We start from the raw sequence: 21,120 nt of genomic DNA, 5'->3' as shown, positions 1-21,120 counted from the left end.
GCTGCCCCGGCCTGGGCCGCGGCGATTGCGCAAAGTCCCGAGCCCGAGGCGAAATCGAGCACGTGCTGGCCTTCGACCCATGCGGGCTGGTCGAGGACGAAGCGGGCAAGCGCCTGTCCGCCGGCCCAGGCAAAAGCCCAGAACGGCGGCGGCAGGTTCAGGCGGCCGAGGTCGGCCTCGGTCATTTCCCAAAGTGCCATCGCCTCATCGGCGAGATGCAGGCGGATCTCCGGCACGAAGGGCACGGCGAGCAGCTGGGTGTTCGCGCGGATGAAGGCGGCGTGATCCCGCGACAGGTGTGCCACCTTTCGGTAGAGGTGGCGGTCGCCACCGTGATGAGCGCGTTGAGCATCATGAACAGGCCGGCGACGCAAGCCTGATGAGGAGATCCCGTGTCGGACCCAAGAGACGACCTGCGGCCGGGCGAGAGCGCCGTCGAGGCGCCGGCGCCGAGCGATGCCGTGCTCCGCTTCATCGGCCGGATCGAAACCCCATGGACGACGCGCAACGAATGTCCGCACCACGGCGATCCCGTCGCCGGTCCCGTGTGCAAGGTGATCGTCGACGACCTGTGGGGCGACGCGCTGACCGGCATCGAGCGGCACAGCCATCTGCAGATTCTCTACTGGATGTTTCAGGCGCGACGCGACCTCGTGCTGCTCAGCCCGCGCGCGCGCCCCGAGCCGACCGGCACGTTTTCGCTGCGCGCGCCGACGCGGCCCAACCCGATCGCCTCCTCTATCGTCGCTCTGGTGGAGCGGCAGGGGTCGGTGCTGCTGGTGCGTGGCCTGGATTGCATCGCCGGCACACCGCTGCTGGATATCAAGTCGTCGCAAGCTAAGTGACACTTGCTTGCAACTAAGATGGCGCGGTGATTTAGAGTGTCTTTGTAAAAACAAAACTCTTAATGAGCCGGTGAAAATCAATGCCTTTTTCAGCGAACGTTTTTCATGTTTTGATTGCTTCACCCTCTGACGTTCCAGAAGAGCGGATAGCTATCGCGCAGAGCCTGCATGAGTGGAATTCGCTGCATTCGCGCGACCAAGGGAAAATACTGCTCCCGGTTATGTGGGAAACGCACATGGCCCCATCGATGGGCGACAGACCGCAAGGGCTGATAAACCATCAAATTGTGAGAGGCTGCGACATCCTTATTGGCGCATTCTGGACCCGTTTGGGCTCACCGACAGGGCTCGAAGAAAGCGGAACAGTAGAAGAAGTAAAATTTTTCTTAAGCAATAAAAAACCGGTCATGCTTTATTATTCCAAAGTAAAAGTGGATATCGACAGCACCGATCTTGATCAGTATCAGAAGCTTAAGACTTTCAAGCAATCAATCAGGGATAAAGGTATTCAGGAAGATTACACGTCGATCTCGGAACTCAAAGAAAAGCTGTCGCGCCATTTAACTATTGTTATGCGAGATATGTCCGTTGGTCCTATCATCGATAAGCGAACCGTTGAAGCTGCTAGAGCTTCAACTCGTCAAGATCCGCCTCAGCAAGAGCCAACTAAAAATAAATCAAATCGAAACGAAAATCTTCAGCTAGAAGCTTACACTGATCGATCGTTTTTCGTCCGCGGCAACACCCTCAAATACAAAGATAATTTAAAAGAGGCAGGTGGCAAGTGGACCTCACTTAAAAGCGGTGGACAGGCCTGGGTGTTCTCGCGAAGACGCCTCGATCAAGTTTCGCAGATCTTAGGCATCGAGCCGATCCTCGTTGAGATTGCCAAAACGAACGCCGCTTGACGAACCCGCCCTGCGAACCCACACTTAAGGGACGATAGCCGAGGGGATCCCCGACAGGGGGCTGAGAGGCTGGCATCACCATCAGGTGGCCCAGCGACCCTTTGAACCTGATCCAGTTCGACCTGGCGTAGGGATGGCAGACGGCGCGACCGTCCCTCATTCTCGACTCCCAGCTCTGGATCGCCCGATTGAAGGCGAAACGCATGCGGATCAGCGTCATCGGCGCCGGCGTGGCCGGCCTGACCGTCGCCTACGAGTTCGTCCGCGCCGGCTGCAATGTCGTCGTGACCGAGCGGCGCGCCGCCAGTGGCCGCGGCTGCTCCTTCTATGCCGGCGGCATGCTGGCGCCGTGGTGCGAGGCGGAATCGTCCGAGCCCGTGGTCGTCGACCTGGGCTTCGAGGCGCTCGCGTACTGGCGCGACGTCGTCCCCGTCGCCTCCCGCAACGGCAGCCTGCTGGTGGCGCCCGCGCGCGACTTGCCCGAGCTCACCCGATTCGGCCGCCGCACCAGCCATTTCGAGGCCCTCGACACTGAGGCCATCGGTGCGCTCGAACCGGACCTCGCCGGCCGTTTCGGCCGCGCGTTGTACTTCAAGGACGAGGCGCACCTCGATCCCCGCGAGGCCGTCGTGGCGCTGGAGCGCCTGCTGCGCGACAGCGGCCTCGCCACCTTCCGCTTCGACACCGACGCCGATGACAAAGGAGCCGGCGACATCGACGCCGATTGGACGATCGATTGCCGCGGCTTCGCCGCCAAGGACCGTCTGCCGGATCTGCGCGGCGTCAAGGGCGAGATGCTGATCCTGCAAACGCGCGACATCAGCTTCTCCCGCCCCATTCAGCTGCTGCATCCGCGCACGCCCGTCTACATCGTGCCGCGCGCCGACGGGCGCTTCATGGTCGGGGCGACGATGGTCGAGAACGAGGAGCGCGGCCGCGTCACGGCCCGCGCGATGCTCGACCTGCTCGGCGCGGCCTATACCGTGCACCCCGCCTTCGGCGAGGCGGAGATCGTCGAGATGGGCTGCGACCTGCGCCCGGCCTTCCCCGACAACCTGCCGCGAATCCGCCGCGAGGGCCGCCGGCTGTTCGTCAACGGCCTGTTCCGCCACGGCTTTCTTCTCGCCCCGGCGCTCGCCAGCCGTGCCCGCCGCATGGTTCTCGACGGCGCCCATTTTCCGGAGGTTTCCGATGCAGATCAGCGTCAACGGCAAAGCGCATGAGGTGCAGGCCGCGACGCTCGCCACGCTGTTGGCCGAGCTCGACTACGGCGACGCCACCGTCGCCACCGCCCTCAACCAGGCCTTCGTCCGCGCCACCGATCGCAAGACGACGGCCTTGAAGGACGGCGATGCCGTGGAAATCCTCGTGCCCCGACAAGGCGGCTGAAATGACTGACACCCTATCATTCTATGGCGAGACCCTGACGTCGCGCCTGCTGGTCGGCACCGCGCTCTACCCCTCCCCCGCGATTCTGGCGGACGCCATCCGCGCGTCGGGGGCCGAAGTGGTCACCGTGTCGCTGCGGCGCGAATCCGGCGCCGGACGCGCCGGCGAGAGCTTTTGGTCGCTGATCCGCAACCTCGGCGTCCGCGTCCTGCCCAACACCGCGGGCTGCCGAACCGTGAAAGAAGCGGTCACCACGGCGGAAATGGCGCGGGACGTCTTCGGCACGCCATGGATCAAACTGGAGGTCATCGGCGAGGACGACACGCTGCAACCCGACGTCTTCGGGCTGGTGGAGGCGGCCCGCATCCTGTCGCGCGACGGCTTCAACGTGTTTCCCTACACGACCGAGGATCTGGTGGTGGCGGAAAAGCTGCTCGCGGCCGGCTGCGAGGTGCTGATGCCCTGGGGTGCGCCGATCGGCACCGGGCGTGGGCTCAATAACCCCTATGGCCTGAAGGCGATGCGCGCGCACTTCCCCGGCGTGCCGCTGGTCGTCGATGCCGGCATCGGCACGCCGTCGCATGCCGCGGCGGCGATGGAGCTCGGCTACGACGCCATCCTGCTCAACACCGCCATCGCCAAGGCCGGCGATCCCGTCGCGATGGCGAAAGCTTTTGCGCTGGCGCTCGACGCCGGTCGCCTCGGCTATCGCGCCGGGCCGATGGAGCCGCGCGACATGGCCGCGCCCTCGACCCCGGTCATCGGCCGCGCCTTCACCGGCGTCGCGCGTGCTTGATCCTTTTTATCTCATCGTCGATTCGGCCGCCTGGATCGCGCGTCTGCTGCCGCATGGCGTCAAACTCGTGCAATTGCGGGTCAAGGATCAGTCCGCCGACGTTGTCCACCGGGAAATCGCCGGCGCGAAACGTCTTTGTGATGCGGCCGGCGCGCAGCTCGTCGTCAACGATTATTGGCAGGCCGCCATCGAACTGCGCTGCGATTACGTCCACCTCGGCCAGGAAGACCTCGACGAGGCCGATCTCCCGGCCATCCGCCGCGCCGGCATAAAACTCGGCGTCTCGACGCACGACGAGGACGAACTGGAGCGCGCCCTCGCGACAAAGCCGGATTACGTCGCACTCGGGCCGGTTTATCCGACCATTTTGAAGAAAATGCCGTTTGCGCCGCAGGGGCTGGACAAACTCGGCGTGTGGAAGCGGAAGCTCGGCACCATCCCCCTGGTCGGAATCGGGGGGGTGTCGTTGGAGCGCGCGCCCGGTGTGCTCGAGGCGGGCGCCGATGTCGCGGCGGTCGTCACCGACATCACGCTCAACGCCGATCCCGAGGCCCGGACCTGCGCCTGGGTCGCCGCGACATCGAAATTCCGCCGGACCTAGCCTGCGTCACAGAGGGCCTTCACAAGGACGTCACGGAAGCTATACAGTGTGCGCACGCGCTCGGTCCGCCTCATCATGTTGAGGCTTACTTAAGTGAGGTGCCCGGTTTGACGATGCACTTCCAGTCGATGGTGTCGCCGGAGGCCTGCCCAGCCCTAGTGCTGAACGCGGACTTCCGACCGCTGAGCTATTATCCCCTCTCTCTCTGGTCCTGGCAGGACGCGATCAAGGCGGTGTTTCTCGACCGCGTTAACATCGTGTCGAACTACGAACGCTTCGTCCGCAGTCCGAACTTCGAGATGCAACTGCCATCGGTGGTGTCCCTCAAGACCTATATCAAGCCGTCCCGGCATCCCGCCTTCACCCGATTCAACGTCTTCCTCCGCGACCGCTTCACTTGCCAGTATTGCGGGCTGCGCGACGACCTGACCTTCGACCATGTCCTGCCGCGCTCGAAGGGCGGGATGACCACTTGGGAGAACGTCGTGGCGGCCTGCTCGCCTTGCAATCTGCGCAAGAGCGACCGGCTGTGCGCCGAGGCCAACATGCATCCGGCGATGAAGCCGTTCGCGCCGACGATCAACGATCTGCATCGCAACGGTCGGCTGTTTCCGCCGAACTACCTGCACGAAAGCTGGATGGATTACCTGTACTGGGATTCCGAACTGGAGCCGTGATCGCCGGTTGATCCGGCGGCCGGCGCTCGCAGCGCCCGCCGTTCCGACGCAGAATACCGCTTTCACCGGGGAAACGGAGCATGGACACCGCAGCACATGGCGCTCCGACCCGGTGGCGACAGCTCGACTATCTCCCGGTCGGGTTTTTCGGCTCGGTAATGGGTCTTACGGGCTTGAGCGTCGCCTGGCGGTTGGCGCATGCGCTGTTCGGCACCCCGGTCTGGATCGCCGACGCGATCGGCGGGCTCGCCGTCGTCACCTTCGTCGCGCTTACGCTCGCTTATGCCGTGAAGATGGCAACCGCCTTCGATGCCGTGCGCGCCGAGTTCAAGCACCCGATCGCCGGCAACCTGTTCGGCACCTTCCTCATCAGCCTGTTGCTGCTGCCGATCCTGTTGGCGCCGGTGGCGCTGCTGCTCGCCCAAATCATGTGGGGCGTCGGCGCCGTCGGCATGGTGGTTTTCGCCTGGTTCGTCGTCAGCCGCTGGATGAGCGACCGACAGCAGGTCGCACATGCGACGCCCGCCTGGGTCATTCCGGTGGTCGGGATGCTCGACGTGCCGCTGGCGGTGCCGACGCTCGGCCTACCCGGATTATATGACGTCATGATCCTCGGGACCGCGCTCGGCCTGTTCTTCGCGGTCCCGCTGTTCACGCTGATTTTTTCGCGCCTCGTCTTTGAGCCACCGATCCCGGATGCTTTGCTGCCATCGCTGCTGATCCTGGTCGCGCCCTTTGCCGTCGGCTTCTCGACCTATGTGGCGACGGCGGGCCGCATCGATCTGTTCGCCTCGTGCCTCTACATGCTGACCTTGTTCATGCTCGCCGTGCTGATAAGCCGCCTGCGCTATCTCGTCGGCTGCTGCCCGTTCCGGGTGTCCTGGTGGGCTGTCAGCTTTCCCCTCGCCGCGGCGGCGATCGCCGGGCTGCGCTACGCGTCCGCGCGGCAGACGTGGGTGTTCGACGCGATCGCGGTGCTGCTGCTGGCGCTGGCGACGATCGTCATCGGCGCGTTGTTCGCCCGCACGCTGTGGGGCCTCGCACGGGGCGAGTTGCGGACGCTGAGTGGCTGAAGGCCCTAGCCTCGGGATGCTTGAGCCACATGCCCCTCTACATGCACATGCCGCAATGCGATCATAAGGCGGAGTTGCGCGCGGCCCGGAACCGGGCCTTGATCGATAGCACCGAGTCGCGGGACCAGGGAGCGCGAAGGAGCCGCGTGTGACGCATTACGATTTTCCGCGCGTTCTCCAGCCGAACGAAGCCGCCGCGTTGCGACTGGCCTCTCTCAAGGCCGTCCGAGCGCTCGGGGGCCGCGAGCAACTCGGCGAAAAGGGCCGCGAACAGCTTGTCACGGCGATGATGCTGGTGGCGCGGTCTGGCTATGCGCGGGCTGTGGACGGCTCGATCGATCCCGACATGCTGGCGGAAGCCGCCGTTGCGCGGTTCCGGGCGATGACGGAGGCATAGAGGTTCGGGAACCATCATTGCGAGCGAAGCGAAACAAACCAGGGGCAGCCCGGACGCTGTCGACAAAGCGTAGCGGCCCTTGGGTTGCTCCGCCTTAGGGTTGCAATGACAACGCCGGAATGATGCGCTTCAAAACTACCTAATCCCCCGCTTCCGCCGTCACCGCGGCAAGCGCTGCCGCCATCGCGGCTACCACCTTCTCCTCCCCCGTCACCCCATGGCGCCGCGCCAGCCAGTCCGGATCATTGTAGGTGATCCAGGTTTTCCCGGCCGCGTCCTCCCACACCAGCGCCTTCAACGGCAGGTCGAGGCCCATCGTCTGCACCGCCTGCATCAGCGGCGTCCCTGCCTTGGGAGCGCCGAAGATCAGGACTTCCGTCGGCCGCAGCGCCAGCCCGACGTGTTCGGCCGCAGCGGCGTGATCGATCCGTGCCAGCACGGTCATGCCTTTGGCGGTTACGGCGGCGACCAGCCGATCCATCGTCGCCTTCGGGCCGTGGTGGCTCGGCACCGTCTTCAATCCCGTGTCCGTCATGGCGGTCGATCCAGGTTGGTGATTCATCTGCTGTGCCGAGACTGGCGCGGCGTCGATCAGGCGAACCGCTGCGACAATCATCGCAGCGGCGGCAACGGACGCAAAGCGTTTCATCCCTTGATGAACGCCAGAAGGTCCTCGTTGACCTTGTCCTTGTGCGTCGTGCACATCCCGTGCGGCGCGCCGGGATAAATCTTCAGCACCGCGTCCTTGACCAGTTTGGACGACAGCATCGCGGAGGCGCCGATCGGCACGATCTGGTCGTCGTCGCCGTGCAGGATCAACGTCGGCACGTCGAATTTCTTCAGGTCTTCCGTACAGTCGGTTTCCGAAAAGGCCTTGATGCAGAAGTACGAGGCGGGAAAGCCCGCCAGCATGCCCTGCATCCAGAACGAGTCGCGAACGCCCTGCGAGACTTTCGCGCCCTCGCGGTTGTTGCTGTAGAAGGGCATGCTGAGATCCTTGAAGAGTTGCGAGCGATCCGCCTGCACCCCCGCACGCAGACCGTCGAACACGTCGATCGGCAGGCCGCCGGGATTGGCCTCGGTCTTCAGCATCAACGGCGGGATGGCGCCGATCAGCACGGCCTTGGCGACGCGCGACGTGCCGTGCCGGCCGATGTAGCGTGCGACTTCGCCACCGCCCGTGGAATGCCCGATGTGAATGGCGTCCTTCAGGTCCAGCGCGGCGACGAGTTCGGCAAGATCGTCGGCGTAGGTATCGAGATCGTTGCCGGTCCACGGCTGGCTCGACCGGCCATGGCCACGCCGGTCATGCGCGATGCAGCGATAGCCGTGCGACGCCAGAAAGAACATCTGGTCCTCGAACGCATCGGCGCTCAGCGGCCAGCCATGGCTGAAGACGACCGGCTGGCCTGTACCCCAGTCGTTATAAAAAAGCGTTGTGCCGTCCTTGGTGGTGAACAGACTCATCAACCGACTCCTTGCTGAGGGCACAAAGGGCAGTCTCTGCCCCGGCACCGCCATTGTTTACGGCTGGGCGAACAAAACAAGATGACGGAACGAAACAAACGGTTTCGATTTGTCCGGAATCTTCGAACGCTTATCGCAATTCAATTGTGCGACAAAGTCTCGCCTTTCTCCAAGACCACGCTCTCCTATCGCGGTCGCCGATACTGTCTTGCACGTTTCGAGTGACCCCGATGTCGTCGTGGACTGAGCGTCTGTCGCGGCTTTGCCATTTCAAATTCGCGTTGATGCGCTATCAAGGACGCCGCACGCGCCATAAGGCGCGGCTTTCGATATTTGGGAGAGTTCGGCATGCATGTGACGATCGAGAAGGCGGAAGCGGCGGTGCGCGCGGCGCGGGCCAAGGCCCTGGAGTTGGGCACCCAGATGTGCATCGCCGTCGTCGACAGCGGCGCCGACCTCAAAGCCTTCGTGCGCATGGACGACGCCTGGGTCGGCTCGATCGACATCGCCACCAAGAAAGCCAAGACCGCCGTGTTCTTCGGCATGCCGACCGGCGAGATCGGAAAGCTCTCGCAGCCTGGCGGCCCGCTGTTCGGCATCGAGCATTCTAACGGCGGCCTGATCACCTTTCCCGGCGGTCTTCCGATCGTCGATGAAGACGGCGTGCTGGTCGGCGCGATCGGCGTCAGCGGCTCGTCTGTCGAGAACGATCACGCCGTGGCCCAAGCCGGCGTCGACGTGCTGGGCGTGAGCACCCTGCCCGCGCATCCCTGGCGGACGTAAGAGGTTCGTCATTGCGAGCCGAAGGCGAAGCAACCCAGGGGCCGCTGCGTCTTCGACGGCGGACGACCTGTCCCTGGGTTGCTTCGCGTCGCTCGCGATGACGGCGTAGCAGAGCGGCGCTTTCCGAAGCGGCGCCCTTCACCCCTTGCGGAACACCACACTCAGATTGTTGGCCGGCATACTAATCTGCTTCGCCATCTCAAACCCCTTCGCCCGCGCGAGATCCGTCACCACGGCAAGATCGCGCACGCCCCAGTCCGGATTGCGCACCTTCAGATCTGCGTCAAACGCCGCGTTGCTCGGCGCGATAACGTCGCCCTCGCGAAACGGGCCGTAGAGAAACAGCAGCCCGCCGGGCGCCAGCATTCGCGCCGCGCCGGCCATCAGGCCTTCGGTCGCGCCCCACGGCGCGATGTGGATCATGTTGATCGCCACCACCGCATCGACGCGCAACGACGGCCAGGTCTCCGGCGCGCTCGCATCGAGCGGCAGCGGCGCCAGCAGATTGACGACATCGCTCGTCGCGCGCCACGCCGCGATGCTCGCCAGGGCATCCTCGTCGCGGTCGGTCGGCTGCCACGTCACGTCCGGCATCTGGCTGCTGAACCACAGGGCATGCTCGCCGGTGCCGCTGGCGATCTCCAGGACGACGGCCGGCTTCGGCAGCAGGCCGCGCAGTGCGGCGAGGATCGGCTCGCGGTTGCGCGCCACGGCCGGCGCTTCACGGAGGGCGACATTCATACTGCGTGTCCCGATTGATCGACGAGCGTTACGATGCCATGGCACCGAACTGCGCCTCGCTCAAGCGGCGATAGACGCCAGGCCGCGCCAGAAGCTCCCCGTGCCGCCCCTGCTCGACGATGCGGCCGCGCTCGACTACCACGATGCGGTCGGCATTGGTGATGGTCGCCAACCGATGCGCGATCACCAGCGTCGTGCGCCCGCGAGAGAGATCGGCGAGCGCCTGCTGGATGGCGCGCTCCGTCTCGGTGTCGAGCGCCGATGTCGCCTCGTCGAGGATGAGGATCGGCGGGTTTTTCAAAAACATCCGGGCGATCGCCAGTCGCTGCTTCTGGCCACCCGAGAGTTTCACGCCGCGCTCGCCGATGATCGTGTCGATGCCGGCCGGCAGGCCGGCGATGACGTCGTCGAGACGAGCACGCCGCGCGGCGTCCAGAATCTCGGCTTCACTGGCTTCGAGCCGGCCGTAGGCGATATTCTCGCGGATCGTCCCGGCGAACAGAAACACATCCTGCTGCACGATACCGATCTGGCCGCGCAGTGACGCCAGAGTCATGGCGCGGATATCGATGCCGTCGATGCTGATCGCGCCTTGCGTGATCTCGTAGAAACGCGGCAGCAGCGAGCAGATCGTCGTCTTGCCGCCACCAGACGCCCCGACGAAGGCCACCGTCTCCCCGGCGCGGATGGTGAGATCGAGGTCGCGCAGGATCGGGCGATCCGCCGTGTAGCCGAAGTCGACGTCGGCGTAGCGGATGTCGCCCTTGAGCGCCGGTACCGTCTTGGCGCTTGGCGCATCGGCGATATCCGGCCGCGTGTCGAGGAATGCGGTGTAGCGCTTGAAGCCGGCGATGCCCTTGGGATAGCTCTCGATGACGGAGTTGATCTTCTCGATCGGCCGGAAGAACACGCCGACCAGCAGCAGGAAGGCGACGAAGCCGCCGGCGGTGAGGTCGCCTTTCAGAACGAAGTAACTTCCGGCGACAAGCACGATCATCTGGATCAGCCGCATGCTGAAATAGCTGAGCGAGGTCGAGGCGGCCATGATGCGATAGGCCTCGAGCTTCGTCTTGCGATAGCTGTGGTTGTCCTTGGCGAAGAGCCGGCGCTCGTGATCCTCGTTGGCAAAAGCCTGCACGACTCGGATGCCGCCGACGTTCTCCTCGATGCGCGCGTTGAAGGCGCCGACGCGGCCATAAAGCGTCCGCCAGTTCTGCGTCATCCGACCACCGTAGCGCGTCGTCAGCCAAGCCATCAGCGGCACCACCAGCGCGGTGATCAGCGCGAGCTCCGGCTTGACCGCCGCCATCAGCGCAAAGGCGCCGATCAGCGTCATGATGGCGATGAACAGGTCTTCCGGCCCGTGATGCGCGACTTCACCGATCTCTTCGAGATCCTTGGTCAGGTGGGCGACGAGATGGCCGGTCTTCTGATTGTCGAAGAAGCCGAAGGACAGCTTCTGCAGATGGTCGAAGGCTTTGCGCCGCATCTCCGTCTCGATGTTGATGCCGAGCATGTGACCCCAGTAGGTCACGATCGCCATCAGCCCGGTGTTGAGCACGTAGATCGCGAAGAGCCCGGCCGAGGCGAAGGCGATGAGCCCCCATTCGCCGGTCGGCAGCAGCCGGTCGATGAAGATTTTTACCGCGATGGGAAAGCCGAGCTCGAGCAGGCCCGAGGCGACGGCACAGGAGAAATCGAGGATGAACAGGCCGCGGTGTGGACGATAATAGGCAAAGAAACGCTTCAGCGACGACATGGGAGCTTTCAGGACGGCGGCTTCGAGGGCCGATGGCAGCAAAACGTCGACCCTGCCAGCACAACTATGGTGCCGCAGAGGCAGCGCGAGCGCGCCGAACGCGGATCTGTCATGACCGAGATAGGCCGGCCCTCACCTTTTGTCATGATCCGGCTCGCGATTGTGCCTATAAACCGCAGCGGCCTTACCCGGAGCATCACGTCTATGCGGCAAACCATGACACGGCAGATCCATGCCGCGGTGCTAACCCTCGGTCTCGCCGCATGCTGCGCCGCCCATGCCGCCGAGACGGACACCTCGCTCGCCGCCGCGATCGCCAGCCCCCAGCGCAGCCCGGCCTTCGTGGCGCGCGACCCGGCGCGGCACCCCGGCGAAGAGCTCGCCTTCTTCGGCCTGCGTCCGACGATGAGCGTCGTCGAGATCTGGCCCGGCGGCGGCTACTGGACTGAGATTCTGGCACCCGTGCTGCGCCAGAGCGGCCACTACGAGGTGGCGCTCGAGCCACCGAAGAGCGGCGACGTCTCGCCGGCCGCGCTCGCCGCCACGACGATCGGGCGCAAGCTCGCGGCCGATCCGGCGCATTATGAGGGCATCGCGCTCGGCCTCGCCGGCCAAAACCATTTCGCTATCGCCCCGCCCGGCAGCACCGACTTGATCCTCACCTTCCGGAACCTGCACAACTGGATGGCGGGCGGTTACGCCCCGCAGATGTTCGCGGCCTTCTTCCAGGCGCTGAAGCCCGGCGGCATGCTCGGGATCGAGGATCATCGGGGCAACCGCGACACGCCGCAGGATCCGCTGGCGAAGGACGGCTATGTCCGCCAGGATGCCGCTATCGCGCTGGCCACCGCGGCCGGTTTCGTGCTCGACGGCAGTTCCGAGATCGGCGCCAACCTCAAGGACACCGCGAACTGGCCGGCCGGCGTGTGGACCCTTCCGCCCGACTTCAAGCTCGGCGCGCAGGACCACGACCGCTACGCCGCGATCGGCGAGGCCGACAATTTCGTGCTACGGTTCCGCAAGCCGTAGAGCATTTTCCACAAAAGTCGCCGACTTCTGTGAATGAGAAAATACTTTAACTTTTTGAGAAGAAAGCGATTTCTTATCGCTTTGGTGATTCCACCAAAGCGGCAAGCGCTACGGCTGCGGGAACGCCAGGACCGCGTCGGTATAGGTCTCGACCACCGTGCTGAACGGCGTGCCGTCCGGCAGCATGAGCACGGCTCGATGCTCGAGGAGTTGCGACGGGATATGCAGGGGACCGGCGCCCTTGGTCTTCGCCGCCCCATCCATCTCCCATCCCTCCGGCAGCGGCGACCACAGCAAGGCCACCGACAGGGTATGGCGCTGGAAGTGCAACGCCTGCACGGCGCGGCCGAAGGCGGTATCGGTGGTCGTCAGCACGCGGTTCATGTCCGGCGTGAGCCGCGCGGGAACATACCAGTTGTCGGCCTCCGACAGCACACGCGACCCGCAGCGCAGCCGGACGCGGCGATATTTGACCGGCTCGCTGTCGCCGACGCCGAGCACGTGGCGTTGCTCGGTGGTCGGCGCCTTGTCGACCTCATGGACCAGTTCGGCGACGATAAGCGCGGGCGACGCCAGCCGGTGTTTTTCGCACCACCGGTCGAGCGTCAGAGTTGCACTGTCGTGGCTCAACAAGTCGGCGTTCAAGGTCTGCAGGAGCGCAAGCGCTTTGATCCGCGATGTAAAATCGTCGGTCCAGGCCGGCAGGGTTTCGGCGGCCAGGGCGGGCACGGGCGAGACCATCAAGGTCGCGCACAACGAAACGGCACGTCCGATGTCATGGATCATTCGCATCCGGTTTTTCATGGCGCCGGTCAAGGGCAACACGCCGCCGGCAATGTCAACGCGCCTGCTCGCCGTCACGCGTCGCGCCAGGATGAAAATATGGCGGCCTGGCCGTGCAGCAAGCCGGCGTCATCGATGAGTTGCCACACCGTGCCATTTTCGATCCAGAACCGTCGGCCCGACTTGGCGATCCGCAGACCCCGATAGTCCGTCGCGTAACCCTGCGCCACAACCTTCTCCAGCAGGCGCTGCCGTTCCTCCCGGTTAACCGCCTCCGCGGACAAGCGCGACGGCAGCGCCGTCACTTCGTCCCAGGTATATTCGAAGCAATCCTGCGCGGCCTTGTTGGCATAGATGAAGCGGGGATCGGGGTCCCGGTTATGCGCCAGAACGCAGAAGGGTGCCTTGTGATAGAGCCACGCCGCCCCGTATTCGCGCGGAATCTCGTCAGGCAGCAGGCGGCGCTGCGTCAAACGGGCATAGCTCGACGACAACAATTCGAAGAAGTTCGTTTGCAAAGAGAAGTTCGTTTGCAAAGAAAGGTCCATGGCAGCCCTGCTGTGGGATATGGACGCCACGCCGCGTCGCGTGGGCGCAGTCCTGAGTCGGCCTTAACGTTTTTGGCGCGCACCGCCGCGGCGTCGAGGCACCACGACCGACGATTGCCGTCCCGCCACCGGCACTCCGAATGCGGCCACGCTGCCGCAGCCAGTATCGACGATAGTATATACTGTGCCTATGCATCTCTCTTTAACGTTGGCGTTACCTGATCGTCATATCCTATTGCTATTCAGCCGATGGTAACGATTGTCCGCTCTGCTCGACGTCATAAGAACAAAACCTTTTTTTAGCCAATTCACTCGGCCGAAGACTCATTCGCATGGCCCCCACAAGACGCATGCCCATTCTCGTCGTCGACGACTATGCGCTCGTCGTTCGCATCATACGCGACGACTTGCGACGCATCGGCTATGAAAACGTCGACGGGGCCCTGAACGGCGCCGAGGCGCTCGAGAAGCTGCAAACGCAGCGCTACGACCTGATCATCTCCGACTGGCATATGGAGCCGGTCACCGGGTTCCAACTGCTGCAGCGCGTTCGCGCCGATCCGCACTACACGGATGTGCCGTTCATCATGGCGACGATCGAGTCGCGGCCGCAGTACGTCGCCGCAGCGCGCGACGCGGGCGCGACCGACTATATCCTAAAACCGTTCAACACGGCGCTGCTCCGGGCCGCCATCATCGGGGTTTTCGAGCCCAAGGGAAGCGGCGCACCGCGCTTCCGGTTCGACGGCAGTTTCGTTCCGCCTGTCGCGAGGCCGGCCTCCCCCCGACGGCTTGGCTCCTAGCGCGGGGCCAGTGGCCACGCGCCAGGAGCATCGAATCGCGTGCTAAGCCGCCTTGGCTGTCTCCGGCTCGGCGTGATCCATCGCCTGCATATAGACGTCGAGCAGCGTTTCGTGCTCATCGCGCTCGTCTTTGTCCTGCTTCCGGATCTTGATGATCTCCTTCAGGATCTTGACGTCGAACCCCTCGCCCTTGGCCTCGGCGAACACCTCCTTCTTGCCTTCGTTCAGCGCCTGCAGCTCCTCTTCGAGGTGCTCGATCCTCTCGACGAACGAGCGGATGCGGTCGCCCGCGATGCCAACGGAATCAGACATGGTGTCTCCTTCATGAGTGGAGGCGCACCCTGCCGCAGGCTTGGTAAGCGCTTGGTTAAGGCGATCGCGCGATCGGGTGCCGCGGCGCCTTTGACCTGCCGTTGGGACATGCGATCATTGCGCCGAACCTCGGACCAGCAGCCTTCATGACGACTTCCCCTCTGACCATCCCGGCCTCGCGCGACTACGCACTTCATCGCGCGCGCGTGCCCGCCATCTTCCTCGCCGATGGCGCGCCGCCCGATGCCGACCGCGACGGCGACGGGTGCGTGCTGGTCGACATGTCCATCGCCGACGGACGGGTCACCCGCATCGCCGCCGCCGACTCGACGCCGCCCGAAGGCGCCCTGGACCTCGGCGGACGCCAGGTCTGGCCGACGCTGGTCGACATGCATACCCATCTCGACAAGGGCCATACCGTCGCCCGGACCCCGAACCCCGACGGCAGCTTCGTCAGCGCGCGGGACGCCACGATGGCCGATCGGATCGGCTTCTGGGACGAAGCCGATCTGCGCCGCCGCATGACGTTCGGCCTGGCCTGCGCCGAGGCGCATGGCGTCGGCGCCATCCGCACCCACCTCGATTCCAACGACGACGGGCCGCACCGCGATCAGGCGGCGACGAGCTGGGGCGTGTTCCGCGAGCTCCGGGACGCGTGGGCCGGCCGGATCGCCCTGCAGGCGGTCGGCCTCGTCCCGATCGACGTCTACGCCACCGACCACGCCCGCCGTCTTGCCGATATCGTCGCAACCTCCGGCGGCCTCATCGGCGGGGTGACCCGCGCCAGCGGCGGCTTGCACGGCGAGCCGATGGAAAATATCGACGGCCTCCTCGACCGGCTGTTCGCCCTCGCCGCCGAGCGCGATCTCGACATCGACCTGCACGTCGACGAGACTGGCGACCCGGCCGCTGCCGCGCTCGACGCGGTGGCGCGCGCCACGCTGCGCCACGGCTACGAGGGCCGGGTGACCTGCGGCCATTGCTGCAGTCTGGCGGTGCAACCGCCGGCGCAAGCCGCCGCCACCATCGCGCTGGTGGCGGCGGCCGGCATCAGCATCGTCACCCTGCCGACGGTGAACATGTATCTGCAGGATCGCGGCGCCGGTCGCACCCCGCGCTGGCGCGGCGTCGCCCCGGTGCACGAGCTCATCGCCGCCGGCATTGCGGTCGCGGTGGCCGGCGACAATTGCCGGGACGCCTTTTACGCCTATGGCGACCACGACATGCTGGACACGCTGCGCCAAGCGATCCGCATCCTGCATTTCGACCACCCGCTGGACCTCGCACCGGGCCTCGCGGGGCCGGTGCCGGCGGCCGCGATGCGTCTCAAAGATACCGGGACGATCCGTGTCGGGGGCCCTGCCGACCTCATCATCCTGGGATGCAAAACCCTGAACCAGATGGTGACCCGGCACCATGCCGACCGCATCGTGATCAAGCGCGGCAAGCCGCTCGGCGCAACGCCGCCAAGCTATGCGCAGCTGGATGCGAGCATAGCGAGCTGACGAAAAAACCGGTTTTGCCTGACATTAAGCGAGAAGCGAAAGACTTAGATGGAGAATCGCAAACTAAGATTATTAGACGCGATCAAAGGAATGGCCTTCCAATACACAGGACAGGATCTCGAAGTTTTCGTTGCTAGTGGCTTCAGTGATGCCAAGGGAGACCGCAAGCTAATCGAAACGTTAGCTCGGTCAGCCGCAAGATTTCTTCGGAAATCTGATGGCGATGGTTTGTATGCTGGCGGCTTTAGCGCGGCAGAGGACGCGCTCTGTGTGCTTGAGGCCTATGGCCTCATGCAAAGACTCAACACAAATGTCGGTGAATGGACCGAGCTAGGCCGCCAGGCCCTAAGTTCAAAATGAGGCCAAACCCGAAGGTCACCAATTTTCAGAACCTGTGCTACGACGCGCCCGATCGCAGAATCAGCGCGGCGGCGGCGGTACGGTTTTCGACCTGCAGCTTGTTGAAGATGATCTCGAGGTGCTTGTCGACGGTGCGTGGGCTAAGCGACAGGATCGCCGCGATGTCGCGGTTGGATTTTCCGCGCGCGATCCACGAGAGCACTTCCGCCTCGCGTTGAGTCAGCCCGTAGCGCAGTTTGATCATCGCGAGCGGATCCTGCGCCGAAGCGTCCGCGATACGCAGCAGGATCTCGCCGCGCTCGGTCTCGCCGAGAAAACTGATCCGCGTCTGCGCGCCGTCTTGCGAAAAATCGAGGTCGCCACCCGGCTGCGCGGCGGTGCTTTGGCCGGTTTCGAGGCGCGCACGCACCCAGCTCAGCACGCCGTCCGGCAGGCGCAGTTCGTTGGGCTCGCCGCTGGCGAACCGCTGCTCGAGCAGCCGATAGGCTTGCGGCGTGAACCAGCGGATTTCACCGTTGCGATCGGTCGCCACGAGAAAACGGTCGGCGGCGTCGAGCGCCATCCGCGCGCTCTGGATCTTTCGCGCATTGGTCAGGTGGACGCCCATGCGCGCGAGCATCGCCTCGATAACGATCGGCTTGGTGACGTAATCCGCCCCGCCCGCCTGGAATCCGCGGACGCTGTGCTCCGGCTCGGTGAGCCCGGTCATGAACAGCACCGGCACGTTGTCGAAGCCGGCGAGCTGCTTCAACTGGCGGCAGGTCTCAAAACCGTCCATGCCCGGCATGACGGCATCCATCAGCACGATGTCCGGCCGCAGACGCATCGCGATCTTGATCGCGGCGGCGCCGTCGAGCGCGACCATCACGGTCATCCCGGCATCGTCGAGCACATCGGTCAGCAGTCGAACCGTATCCGGTGAGTCGTCGACGACCAGAACGATGTCTTCGCCGCGCTCGCGCTTCATGCCGGCGTGCCCAGGCGTTCGAGCGCGGCCATTAGCCCGCGCATGTCGAGATCATCGACGAATCCGAGCATATAGGCAACGAAGGGCCGTGCGGCGTCGTCGGTCGCGCTGATCTCCGACAAGGTGGCGCGCAAACCTCTGACGTAGCCGATCTCGCAATGGCGCACGAGGTCGCGGAGATATTGCGGGTCCGGCAAAGCCAGCACCATCTCGTCGATCGGGCGCGCGATGGGAACGACGATGCTTTCGCCGCTGGTTTGAAGCCCAAGGAGCGAAACCACGGTTTCCGTCAGGCGGGTGATATCGACCGGCTTCATGATGAAGTCGTCGTGAAACGGCAGCGCGATCGCACTGCGGTATTCTTCCATCGCGCTTGCCGAAAGCATCACGATCTTAGCCTGGCTGTGGCCTCGAGCCCGGAGCTTCTCGGCAATTTGCCATCCATCGTCTCCGGGCATCTCGATGTCCAGCAAAAACAGGTCCGGCTGGATTGCGTCGGCAATTTCGAGGCCAGCGGCGCCGTCGGCGGCGCAAAGGATGGCGAATTCGAGCGGCGCCAGGGCTTCCTGCACCATGTCGCGATGCGCCGGATCGTCATCGATGATGAGAATGGTTCGGCCTCGCCCCAAAGGCCCGTCGACGAGGCCGCCGCCGCTCGCCATACGCTTCGGATCGTTAATCCGCGGCAGAAACAGCTTCAGCGTAAAGGCGCTGCCGACGCCCGGCTCGCTGGCGACCTTGATGTCGCCGCCCATCACGCCCGAAAGCAGCCGGCAGATGGTCAGGCCCAACCCAGTTCCCGCTTCGGGCGCGCCGATTACCTTCAGCCGCTCGAACGGTTCGAAGATGCGCTCGCGATCGGCGGCGGGGATGCCGGGGCCGGTATCCCGGATCACGAATTCGGCAACCTCGTTGCGATAGGCGATGTCGAGCGACACGCGGCCGATCTGGGTGAACTTGATGGCGTTGGACAGAAGGTTGATCAGGATCTGCCGCAACCGCTTTTCGTCCATCGCGACCGTCGCCGGCAGGTCGGGCGACATCCGGAAGGTGAATTCGATGCCCTTGGCCGCAGCCTGCACCGCGAACATGTCGACAAGTTGCGTCAAAAAATCGCGGACCGAGACTTCGTCGCGGGACAGATCGAGGCGGCCCGCCTCGATCTTGGAGATGTCGAGCAAACCATCGATCAGACCGGAGAGATGGTTGGCGCTGCGCCGCATGACCGCAATCTGCCGCCGCGGCTTCGGCAGCATCGCCTGGTCGCGTTCCAGGAGCTGCGCATACCCCATGATCGTATTCAACGGCGTGCGAAGCTCGTGACTCAGGCCGACGACATAGCGGCTCTTGGCGAAGTTGGCGGCTTCGGCAACTTCCTTGGCGCGCTTCAGCGCGGCATCCGTGCGCTCATGGGCGTCGATTTCGTCCATCAGCAATTGCGTCTGCCGCAGCGTCTCGTTCTGCGCGGCGCGGCGGCTGACCTGGACGAGGCCGAACAGCCAGCTCACCACCGCCACGACGATCAGCAGCGAGAAGAACACCTTCCACAGGGTTTCCGAGACGACGGTGCCGTCGATGCGGTGATCCGCCGCCATCTGCAGGCCGATCATGCCCAGGGTAAGAACGATCAGGACGATCGAAACCAGGAAGGCGAGGATATATTCGACGACATGCGGGACGACGAAGCGCTGCAGCGCTCGCGGCACGGCGGCCGTCAGCCCCGCAGCGAGCTGATCGTGGAGGCGCGCGTGAGGCTTGCACATGTCGTGGCAGCGCGCATCGAGCGAGCAGCACAAGGAGCAGATCGGCCCGGCATAGGCCGGGCAGGACGCCATGTCTTCGGGCTCGAAGGAATGTTCGCAGATGCAGCAGCGTACCACCGTCGCGCCCTGCCAATTCGTCTCGGGCTGGCGCGCCAGATAGAATTTGCTGCCGGTCAGCAAGGCGATGAGCGGCACGCAGGCCATCGAGACGCCAAGCGACAGGAACGGCGTCAAGGCCCGCGCCGTGGCGCCGAACACGTCGAACAGCGCGAGACCCGACACCATCGTCGCGATCGCCATGGCGCCGACGCCGACGGGGTTGATGTCGTACAAATGCGCGCGCCGGAACTCGATCGTCGGCGGGCTGAGGCCGAGCGGCTTGTTGATGACGAGATCGGCGACGATCGCGCCGACCCAGGCGACCGCCACGCTCGAATAGATGGCGAGCGTCTGCTCCAGCGCCCGGTACACGCCGAGCTCCATCACCAGCAGCGCGACGAGGACGTTGAAGATCAGCCACACGACGCGACCCGGGTGGGAATGCGTGAGACGCGAAAAGAAATTCGACCAGGCAATCGACCCGGCATAGGCGTTGGTAACGTTGATCTTGAGCTGGCAGACGACCACGAACACGCACGTCAGGGCCAGGGCGATGGGCGGCGAAGCGAAGGTCTGGAACGCAATCGCATACATCTGTGGCGGATCGCCCGCGGCGGCGCGCGGGACGCCGGCGCGCAGGGCGACGACGGCCAGGAACGAGCCGGCGAACAATTTGAGCGCACCGACGACGATCCAGCCGGGGCCGGCCGACAGCAGCGCCACCCACCACATCTTCCGCTTGTTGCGCCGATCCGGCAGGAAGCGCAGAAAATCGACCTGCTCGCCGACCTGGACGATGAGCGCGATGGTGACGGAGGCGGCCGCACCGAACATCGCGAGGTGGAAGCCGCCGTCGACGTTCTGGTCGCCGGCGAAAGCCTGCCATTCGGTCCAGGCCTGTGGATCGCGCATCGCGATGACCACGATCGGCACGACGTTCATTGCGATCCAGATCGGCTGCGTCCAAACCTGGAACCGGCTGATCGCGGCGATGCCGTAGGTGACCAGCGGGATCACCGCCAGAGCGCTGATGAGATAGCCGATCGGACGCGGGATCCCGAGGCAGAGTTCTAGCGCCATAGCGAGAATGACGGATTCGATGGCGAAGAAGATGAAGGTGAACGAGGCGTAGATCAGCGAGGTGATCGTCGAACCGATGTAGCCGAAGCCCGCGCCGCGCGTCAGCAGATCGATGTCGACGCCATATTTGGCGGCGGAGAAGCAGATCGGCACGGCGGTCAGGAAGATGACGATGGCGACCGCGACGATGGCTGCCGTGGCGTTGATGTAGCCGTAGTTCAGCGTGATCGAGCCGCCGATCGCCTCGAGAGCGAGGAACGAGATCGCGCCGAGCGCCGTGTTGCCGACCTTGGTCGAGGACCAGCGCCGCGCGCTCTTCGCGGTGAAGCGCAGCGCGAAGTCTTCCAGCGTCTCGTTCGCCACCCACTGATTGTACTCGCGCCTAACGCGATCAATTCTTTGCCGGCCGACCATCGTCCCTTTTCCGAGCACCGG

General features: G+C 64.5%; 22 protein-coding genes, 2 pseudogenes and 1 riboswitch. Of the genes and pseudogenes, 14 read left to right on the top strand and 10 right to left on the bottom strand.

All coding sequences use genetic code 11. The features are described from left to right. Positions 1-305, bottom strand: a pseudogene (locus GSQ79_RS03245) (methyltransferase); the annotation flags it as partial. A gap of 87 nt (positions 306-392) precedes the next feature. On the opposite strand from GSQ79_RS03245, the gene GSQ79_RS03240 reads away from it, so the two are divergent. The 9 genes from GSQ79_RS03240 (at position 393) to GSQ79_RS03200 (ending at position 6,686) form a co-directional block, all read left to right on the top strand. Further along, positions 393-845: an SAM-dependent methyltransferase gene (locus GSQ79_RS03240; protein WP_158807300.1), complete on the top strand. Its 453-nt coding sequence runs from the start codon at positions 393-395 to the stop codon at positions 843-845. Between the two features lie 80 nt (positions 846-925). Further along, complete coding sequence (locus GSQ79_RS03235; protein WP_158807299.1) at positions 926-1,753, top strand: hypothetical protein; 828 nt, start codon at positions 926-928, stop codon at positions 1,751-1,753. A gap of 31 nt (positions 1,754-1,784) precedes the next feature. Continuing rightward, positions 1,785-1,904: riboswitch (TPP riboswitch) on the top strand. Between the two features lie 52 nt (positions 1,905-1,956). Continuing rightward, positions 1,957-2,976, top strand: a complete 1,020-nt coding sequence (gene thiO / locus GSQ79_RS03230; protein ID WP_158807298.1) for a glycine oxidase ThiO — start codon at positions 1,957-1,959, stop codon at positions 2,974-2,976. Beyond that, a complete protein-coding gene (gene thiS / locus GSQ79_RS03225) occupies positions 2,945-3,142 on the top strand; it encodes a sulfur carrier protein ThiS (protein WP_158807297.1) in 198 nt (65 codons plus the stop codon). Before thiO ends, thiS begins: the two co-directional genes overlap by 32 nt. 1 nt (position 3,143) lies before the next feature. Further along, the gene (locus GSQ79_RS29275) at positions 3,144-3,938 is read left to right on the top strand and encodes a thiazole synthase (protein WP_158807296.1); all 795 of its coding nucleotides are present in this window, start codon (positions 3,144-3,146) and stop codon (positions 3,936-3,938) included. Further along, a complete protein-coding gene (locus tag GSQ79_RS03215; protein ID WP_246725074.1) occupies positions 3,931-4,539 on the top strand; it encodes a thiamine phosphate synthase in 609 nt (202 codons plus the stop codon). Before GSQ79_RS29275 ends, GSQ79_RS03215 begins: the two co-directional genes overlap by 8 nt. A 113-nt stretch (positions 4,540-4,652) precedes the next feature. After that, a complete protein-coding gene (locus GSQ79_RS03210) occupies positions 4,653-5,216 on the top strand; it encodes an HNH endonuclease (RefSeq protein ID WP_246725075.1) in 564 nt (187 codons plus the stop codon). Between the two features lie 80 nt (positions 5,217-5,296). After that, complete coding sequence (locus GSQ79_RS03205) at positions 5,297-6,289, top strand: SLAC1 anion channel family protein (RefSeq protein ID WP_158807295.1); 993 nt, start codon at positions 5,297-5,299, stop codon at positions 6,287-6,289. A 148-nt stretch (positions 6,290-6,437) separates the two neighbouring features. Further along, on the top strand, positions 6,438-6,686 hold the full coding sequence (locus GSQ79_RS03200) for a hypothetical protein (RefSeq protein ID WP_158807294.1): 249 nt from the start codon (positions 6,438-6,440) through the stop codon (positions 6,684-6,686). Positions 6,687-6,825: 139 nt separating this feature from the next. Here GSQ79_RS03200 and GSQ79_RS03195 read toward each other — a convergent pair whose 3' ends face one another. Further along, on the bottom strand, positions 6,826-7,221 hold the full coding sequence (locus tag GSQ79_RS03195) for a DUF302 domain-containing protein (protein ID WP_158807293.1): 396 nt from the start codon (positions 7,219-7,221) through the stop codon (positions 6,826-6,828). Positions 7,222-7,331: 110 nt separating this feature from the next. Further along, the gene (locus tag GSQ79_RS03190; protein ID WP_158807292.1) at positions 7,332-8,153 is read right to left on the bottom strand and encodes an alpha/beta fold hydrolase; all 822 of its coding nucleotides are present in this window, start codon (positions 8,151-8,153) and stop codon (positions 7,332-7,334) included. A 348-nt stretch (positions 8,154-8,501) separates the two neighbouring features. Between GSQ79_RS03190 and GSQ79_RS03185 the strand changes: the two genes are divergently transcribed. Further along, positions 8,502-8,936 carry a heme-binding protein gene (locus GSQ79_RS03185; RefSeq protein ID WP_158807291.1) on the top strand — a complete coding sequence of 145 codons (435 nt, stop codon included), beginning with the start codon at positions 8,502-8,504 and terminating at the stop codon, positions 8,934-8,936. Positions 8,937-9,074: 138 nt separating this feature from the next. Here the strand turns inward: GSQ79_RS03185 and GSQ79_RS03180 are convergent, their stop codons facing one another. After that, entirely contained in the window at positions 9,075-9,677 is a 603-nt protein-coding gene (locus GSQ79_RS03180; protein ID WP_158807290.1) for a DUF938 domain-containing protein, read from the bottom strand. Between the two features lie 28 nt (positions 9,678-9,705). Continuing rightward, positions 9,706-11,436, bottom strand: coding sequence for an ABC transporter ATP-binding protein (locus GSQ79_RS03175; protein ID WP_158807289.1), 1,731 nt, complete (start codon positions 11,434-11,436; stop codon positions 9,706-9,708). Positions 11,437-11,652: 216 nt separating this feature from the next. Here GSQ79_RS03175 and GSQ79_RS03170 point away from each other — a divergent pair, with 216 nt between their 5' ends. Then, positions 11,653-12,465: a class I SAM-dependent methyltransferase gene (locus tag GSQ79_RS03170; RefSeq protein ID WP_210252997.1), complete on the top strand. Its 813-nt coding sequence runs from the start codon at positions 11,653-11,655 to the stop codon at positions 12,463-12,465. Positions 12,466-12,573: 108 nt separating this feature from the next. Here the strand turns inward: GSQ79_RS03170 and GSQ79_RS03165 are convergent, their stop codons facing one another. Further along, a complete protein-coding gene (locus GSQ79_RS03165) occupies positions 12,574-13,251 on the bottom strand; it encodes a hypothetical protein (RefSeq protein WP_246725073.1) in 678 nt (225 codons plus the stop codon). 71 nt (positions 13,252-13,322) lie between these two features. Further along, on the bottom strand, positions 13,323-13,796 hold the full coding sequence (locus GSQ79_RS03160) for an MEKHLA domain-containing protein (RefSeq protein WP_158807302.1): 474 nt from the start codon (positions 13,794-13,796) through the stop codon (positions 13,323-13,325). A 332-nt stretch (positions 13,797-14,128) separates the two neighbouring features. Between GSQ79_RS03160 and GSQ79_RS03155 the strand changes: the two are divergent. Continuing rightward, positions 14,129-14,482: pseudogene (locus tag GSQ79_RS03155) on the top strand (response regulator); the annotation flags it as partial. A 159-nt stretch (positions 14,483-14,641) separates the two neighbouring features. Here GSQ79_RS03155 and GSQ79_RS03150 read toward each other — a convergent pair. After that, the gene (locus GSQ79_RS03150; RefSeq protein ID WP_158807286.1) at positions 14,642-14,911 is read right to left on the bottom strand and encodes a DUF2312 domain-containing protein; all 270 of its coding nucleotides are present in this window, start codon (positions 14,909-14,911) and stop codon (positions 14,642-14,644) included. A gap of 146 nt (positions 14,912-15,057) precedes the next feature. Here GSQ79_RS03150 and GSQ79_RS03145 point away from each other — a divergent pair, with 146 nt between their 5' ends. Further along, on the top strand, positions 15,058-16,416 hold the full coding sequence (locus GSQ79_RS03145; RefSeq protein WP_158807285.1) for a cytosine deaminase: 1,359 nt from the start codon (positions 15,058-15,060) through the stop codon (positions 16,414-16,416). A 48-nt stretch (positions 16,417-16,464) separates the two neighbouring features. Then, positions 16,465-16,776 (top strand): hypothetical protein, encoded by a 312-nt coding sequence (locus tag GSQ79_RS03140; RefSeq protein WP_158807284.1) that lies wholly within the window; start codon positions 16,465-16,467, stop codon positions 16,774-16,776. Between the two features lie 37 nt (positions 16,777-16,813). On the opposite strand, the gene GSQ79_RS03135 is transcribed toward GSQ79_RS03140, so the two are convergent. After that, complete coding sequence (locus GSQ79_RS03135) at positions 16,814-17,743, bottom strand: DNA-binding response regulator (RefSeq protein WP_158807283.1); 930 nt, start codon at positions 17,741-17,743, stop codon at positions 16,814-16,816. Then, positions 17,740-21,099, bottom strand: coding sequence for an ATP-binding protein (locus GSQ79_RS03130; RefSeq protein WP_158807301.1), 3,360 nt, complete (start codon positions 21,097-21,099; stop codon positions 17,740-17,742). Before GSQ79_RS03130 ends, GSQ79_RS03135 begins: the two co-directional genes overlap by 4 nt. Positions 21,100-21,120 lie beyond the last annotated feature (21 nt).

The organism is Beijerinckia sp. L45 (assembly GCF_009765775.1).
Classification (GTDB): domain Bacteria; phylum Pseudomonadota; class Alphaproteobacteria; order Rhizobiales; family Beijerinckiaceae; genus RH-AL1.
This window is presented reverse-complemented; position numbering and strand designations above follow the sequence as displayed.

Excerpts from the sequence above, each read along its gene's own strand:
- GSQ79_RS03235 (WP_158807299.1), top strand. The coding sequence starts at position 926 with ATGCCTTTTTCAGCGAACGTTTTTCATGTTTTGATTGCTTCACCCTCT.
- thiO (WP_158807298.1), top strand. The coding sequence starts at position 1,957 with ATGCGGATCAGCGTCATCGGCGCCGGCGTGGCCGGCCTGACCGTCGCC.
- thiS (WP_158807297.1), top strand. The coding sequence starts at position 2,945 with ATGCAGATCAGCGTCAACGGCAAAGCGCATGAGGTGCAGGCCGCGACG.
- GSQ79_RS29275 (WP_158807296.1), top strand. The coding sequence starts at position 3,144 with ATGACTGACACCCTATCATTCTATGGCGAGACCCTGACGTCGCGCCTG.
- GSQ79_RS03210 (WP_246725075.1), top strand. The coding sequence starts at position 4,653 with ATGCACTTCCAGTCGATGGTGTCGCCGGAGGCCTGCCCAGCCCTAGTG.
- GSQ79_RS03205 (WP_158807295.1), top strand. The coding sequence starts at position 5,297 with ATGGACACCGCAGCACATGGCGCTCCGACCCGGTGGCGACAGCTCGAC.
- GSQ79_RS03195 (WP_158807293.1), bottom strand. The coding sequence starts at position 7,221 with ATGACGGACACGGGATTGAAGACGGTGCCGAGCCACCACGGCCCGAAG.
- GSQ79_RS03190 (WP_158807292.1), bottom strand. The coding sequence starts at position 8,153 with ATGAGTCTGTTCACCACCAAGGACGGCACAACGCTTTTTTATAACGAC.
- GSQ79_RS03185 (WP_158807291.1), top strand. The coding sequence starts at position 8,502 with ATGCATGTGACGATCGAGAAGGCGGAAGCGGCGGTGCGCGCGGCGCGG.
- GSQ79_RS03180 (WP_158807290.1), bottom strand. The coding sequence starts at position 9,677 with ATGAATGTCGCCCTCCGTGAAGCGCCGGCCGTGGCGCGCAACCGCGAG.
- GSQ79_RS03175 (WP_158807289.1), bottom strand. The coding sequence starts at position 11,436 with ATGTCGTCGCTGAAGCGTTTCTTTGCCTATTATCGTCCACACCGCGGC.
- GSQ79_RS03170 (WP_210252997.1), top strand. The coding sequence starts at position 11,653 with ATGACACGGCAGATCCATGCCGCGGTGCTAACCCTCGGTCTCGCCGCA.
- GSQ79_RS03165 (WP_246725073.1), bottom strand. The coding sequence starts at position 13,251 with ATGATCCATGACATCGGACGTGCCGTTTCGTTGTGCGCGACCTTGATG.
- GSQ79_RS03160 (WP_158807302.1), bottom strand. The coding sequence starts at position 13,796 with ATGGACCTTTCTTTGCAAACGAACTTCTCTTTGCAAACGAACTTCTTC.
- GSQ79_RS03150 (WP_158807286.1), bottom strand. The coding sequence starts at position 14,911 with ATGTCTGATTCCGTTGGCATCGCGGGCGACCGCATCCGCTCGTTCGTC.
- GSQ79_RS03145 (WP_158807285.1), top strand. The coding sequence starts at position 15,058 with ATGACGACTTCCCCTCTGACCATCCCGGCCTCGCGCGACTACGCACTT.
- GSQ79_RS03140 (WP_158807284.1), top strand. The coding sequence starts at position 16,465 with ATGGAGAATCGCAAACTAAGATTATTAGACGCGATCAAAGGAATGGCC.
- GSQ79_RS03135 (WP_158807283.1), bottom strand. The coding sequence starts at position 17,743 with ATGAAGCGCGAGCGCGGCGAAGACATCGTTCTGGTCGTCGACGACTCA.
- GSQ79_RS03130 (WP_158807301.1), bottom strand. The coding sequence starts at position 21,099 with ATGGTCGGCCGGCAAAGAATTGATCGCGTTAGGCGCGAGTACAATCAG.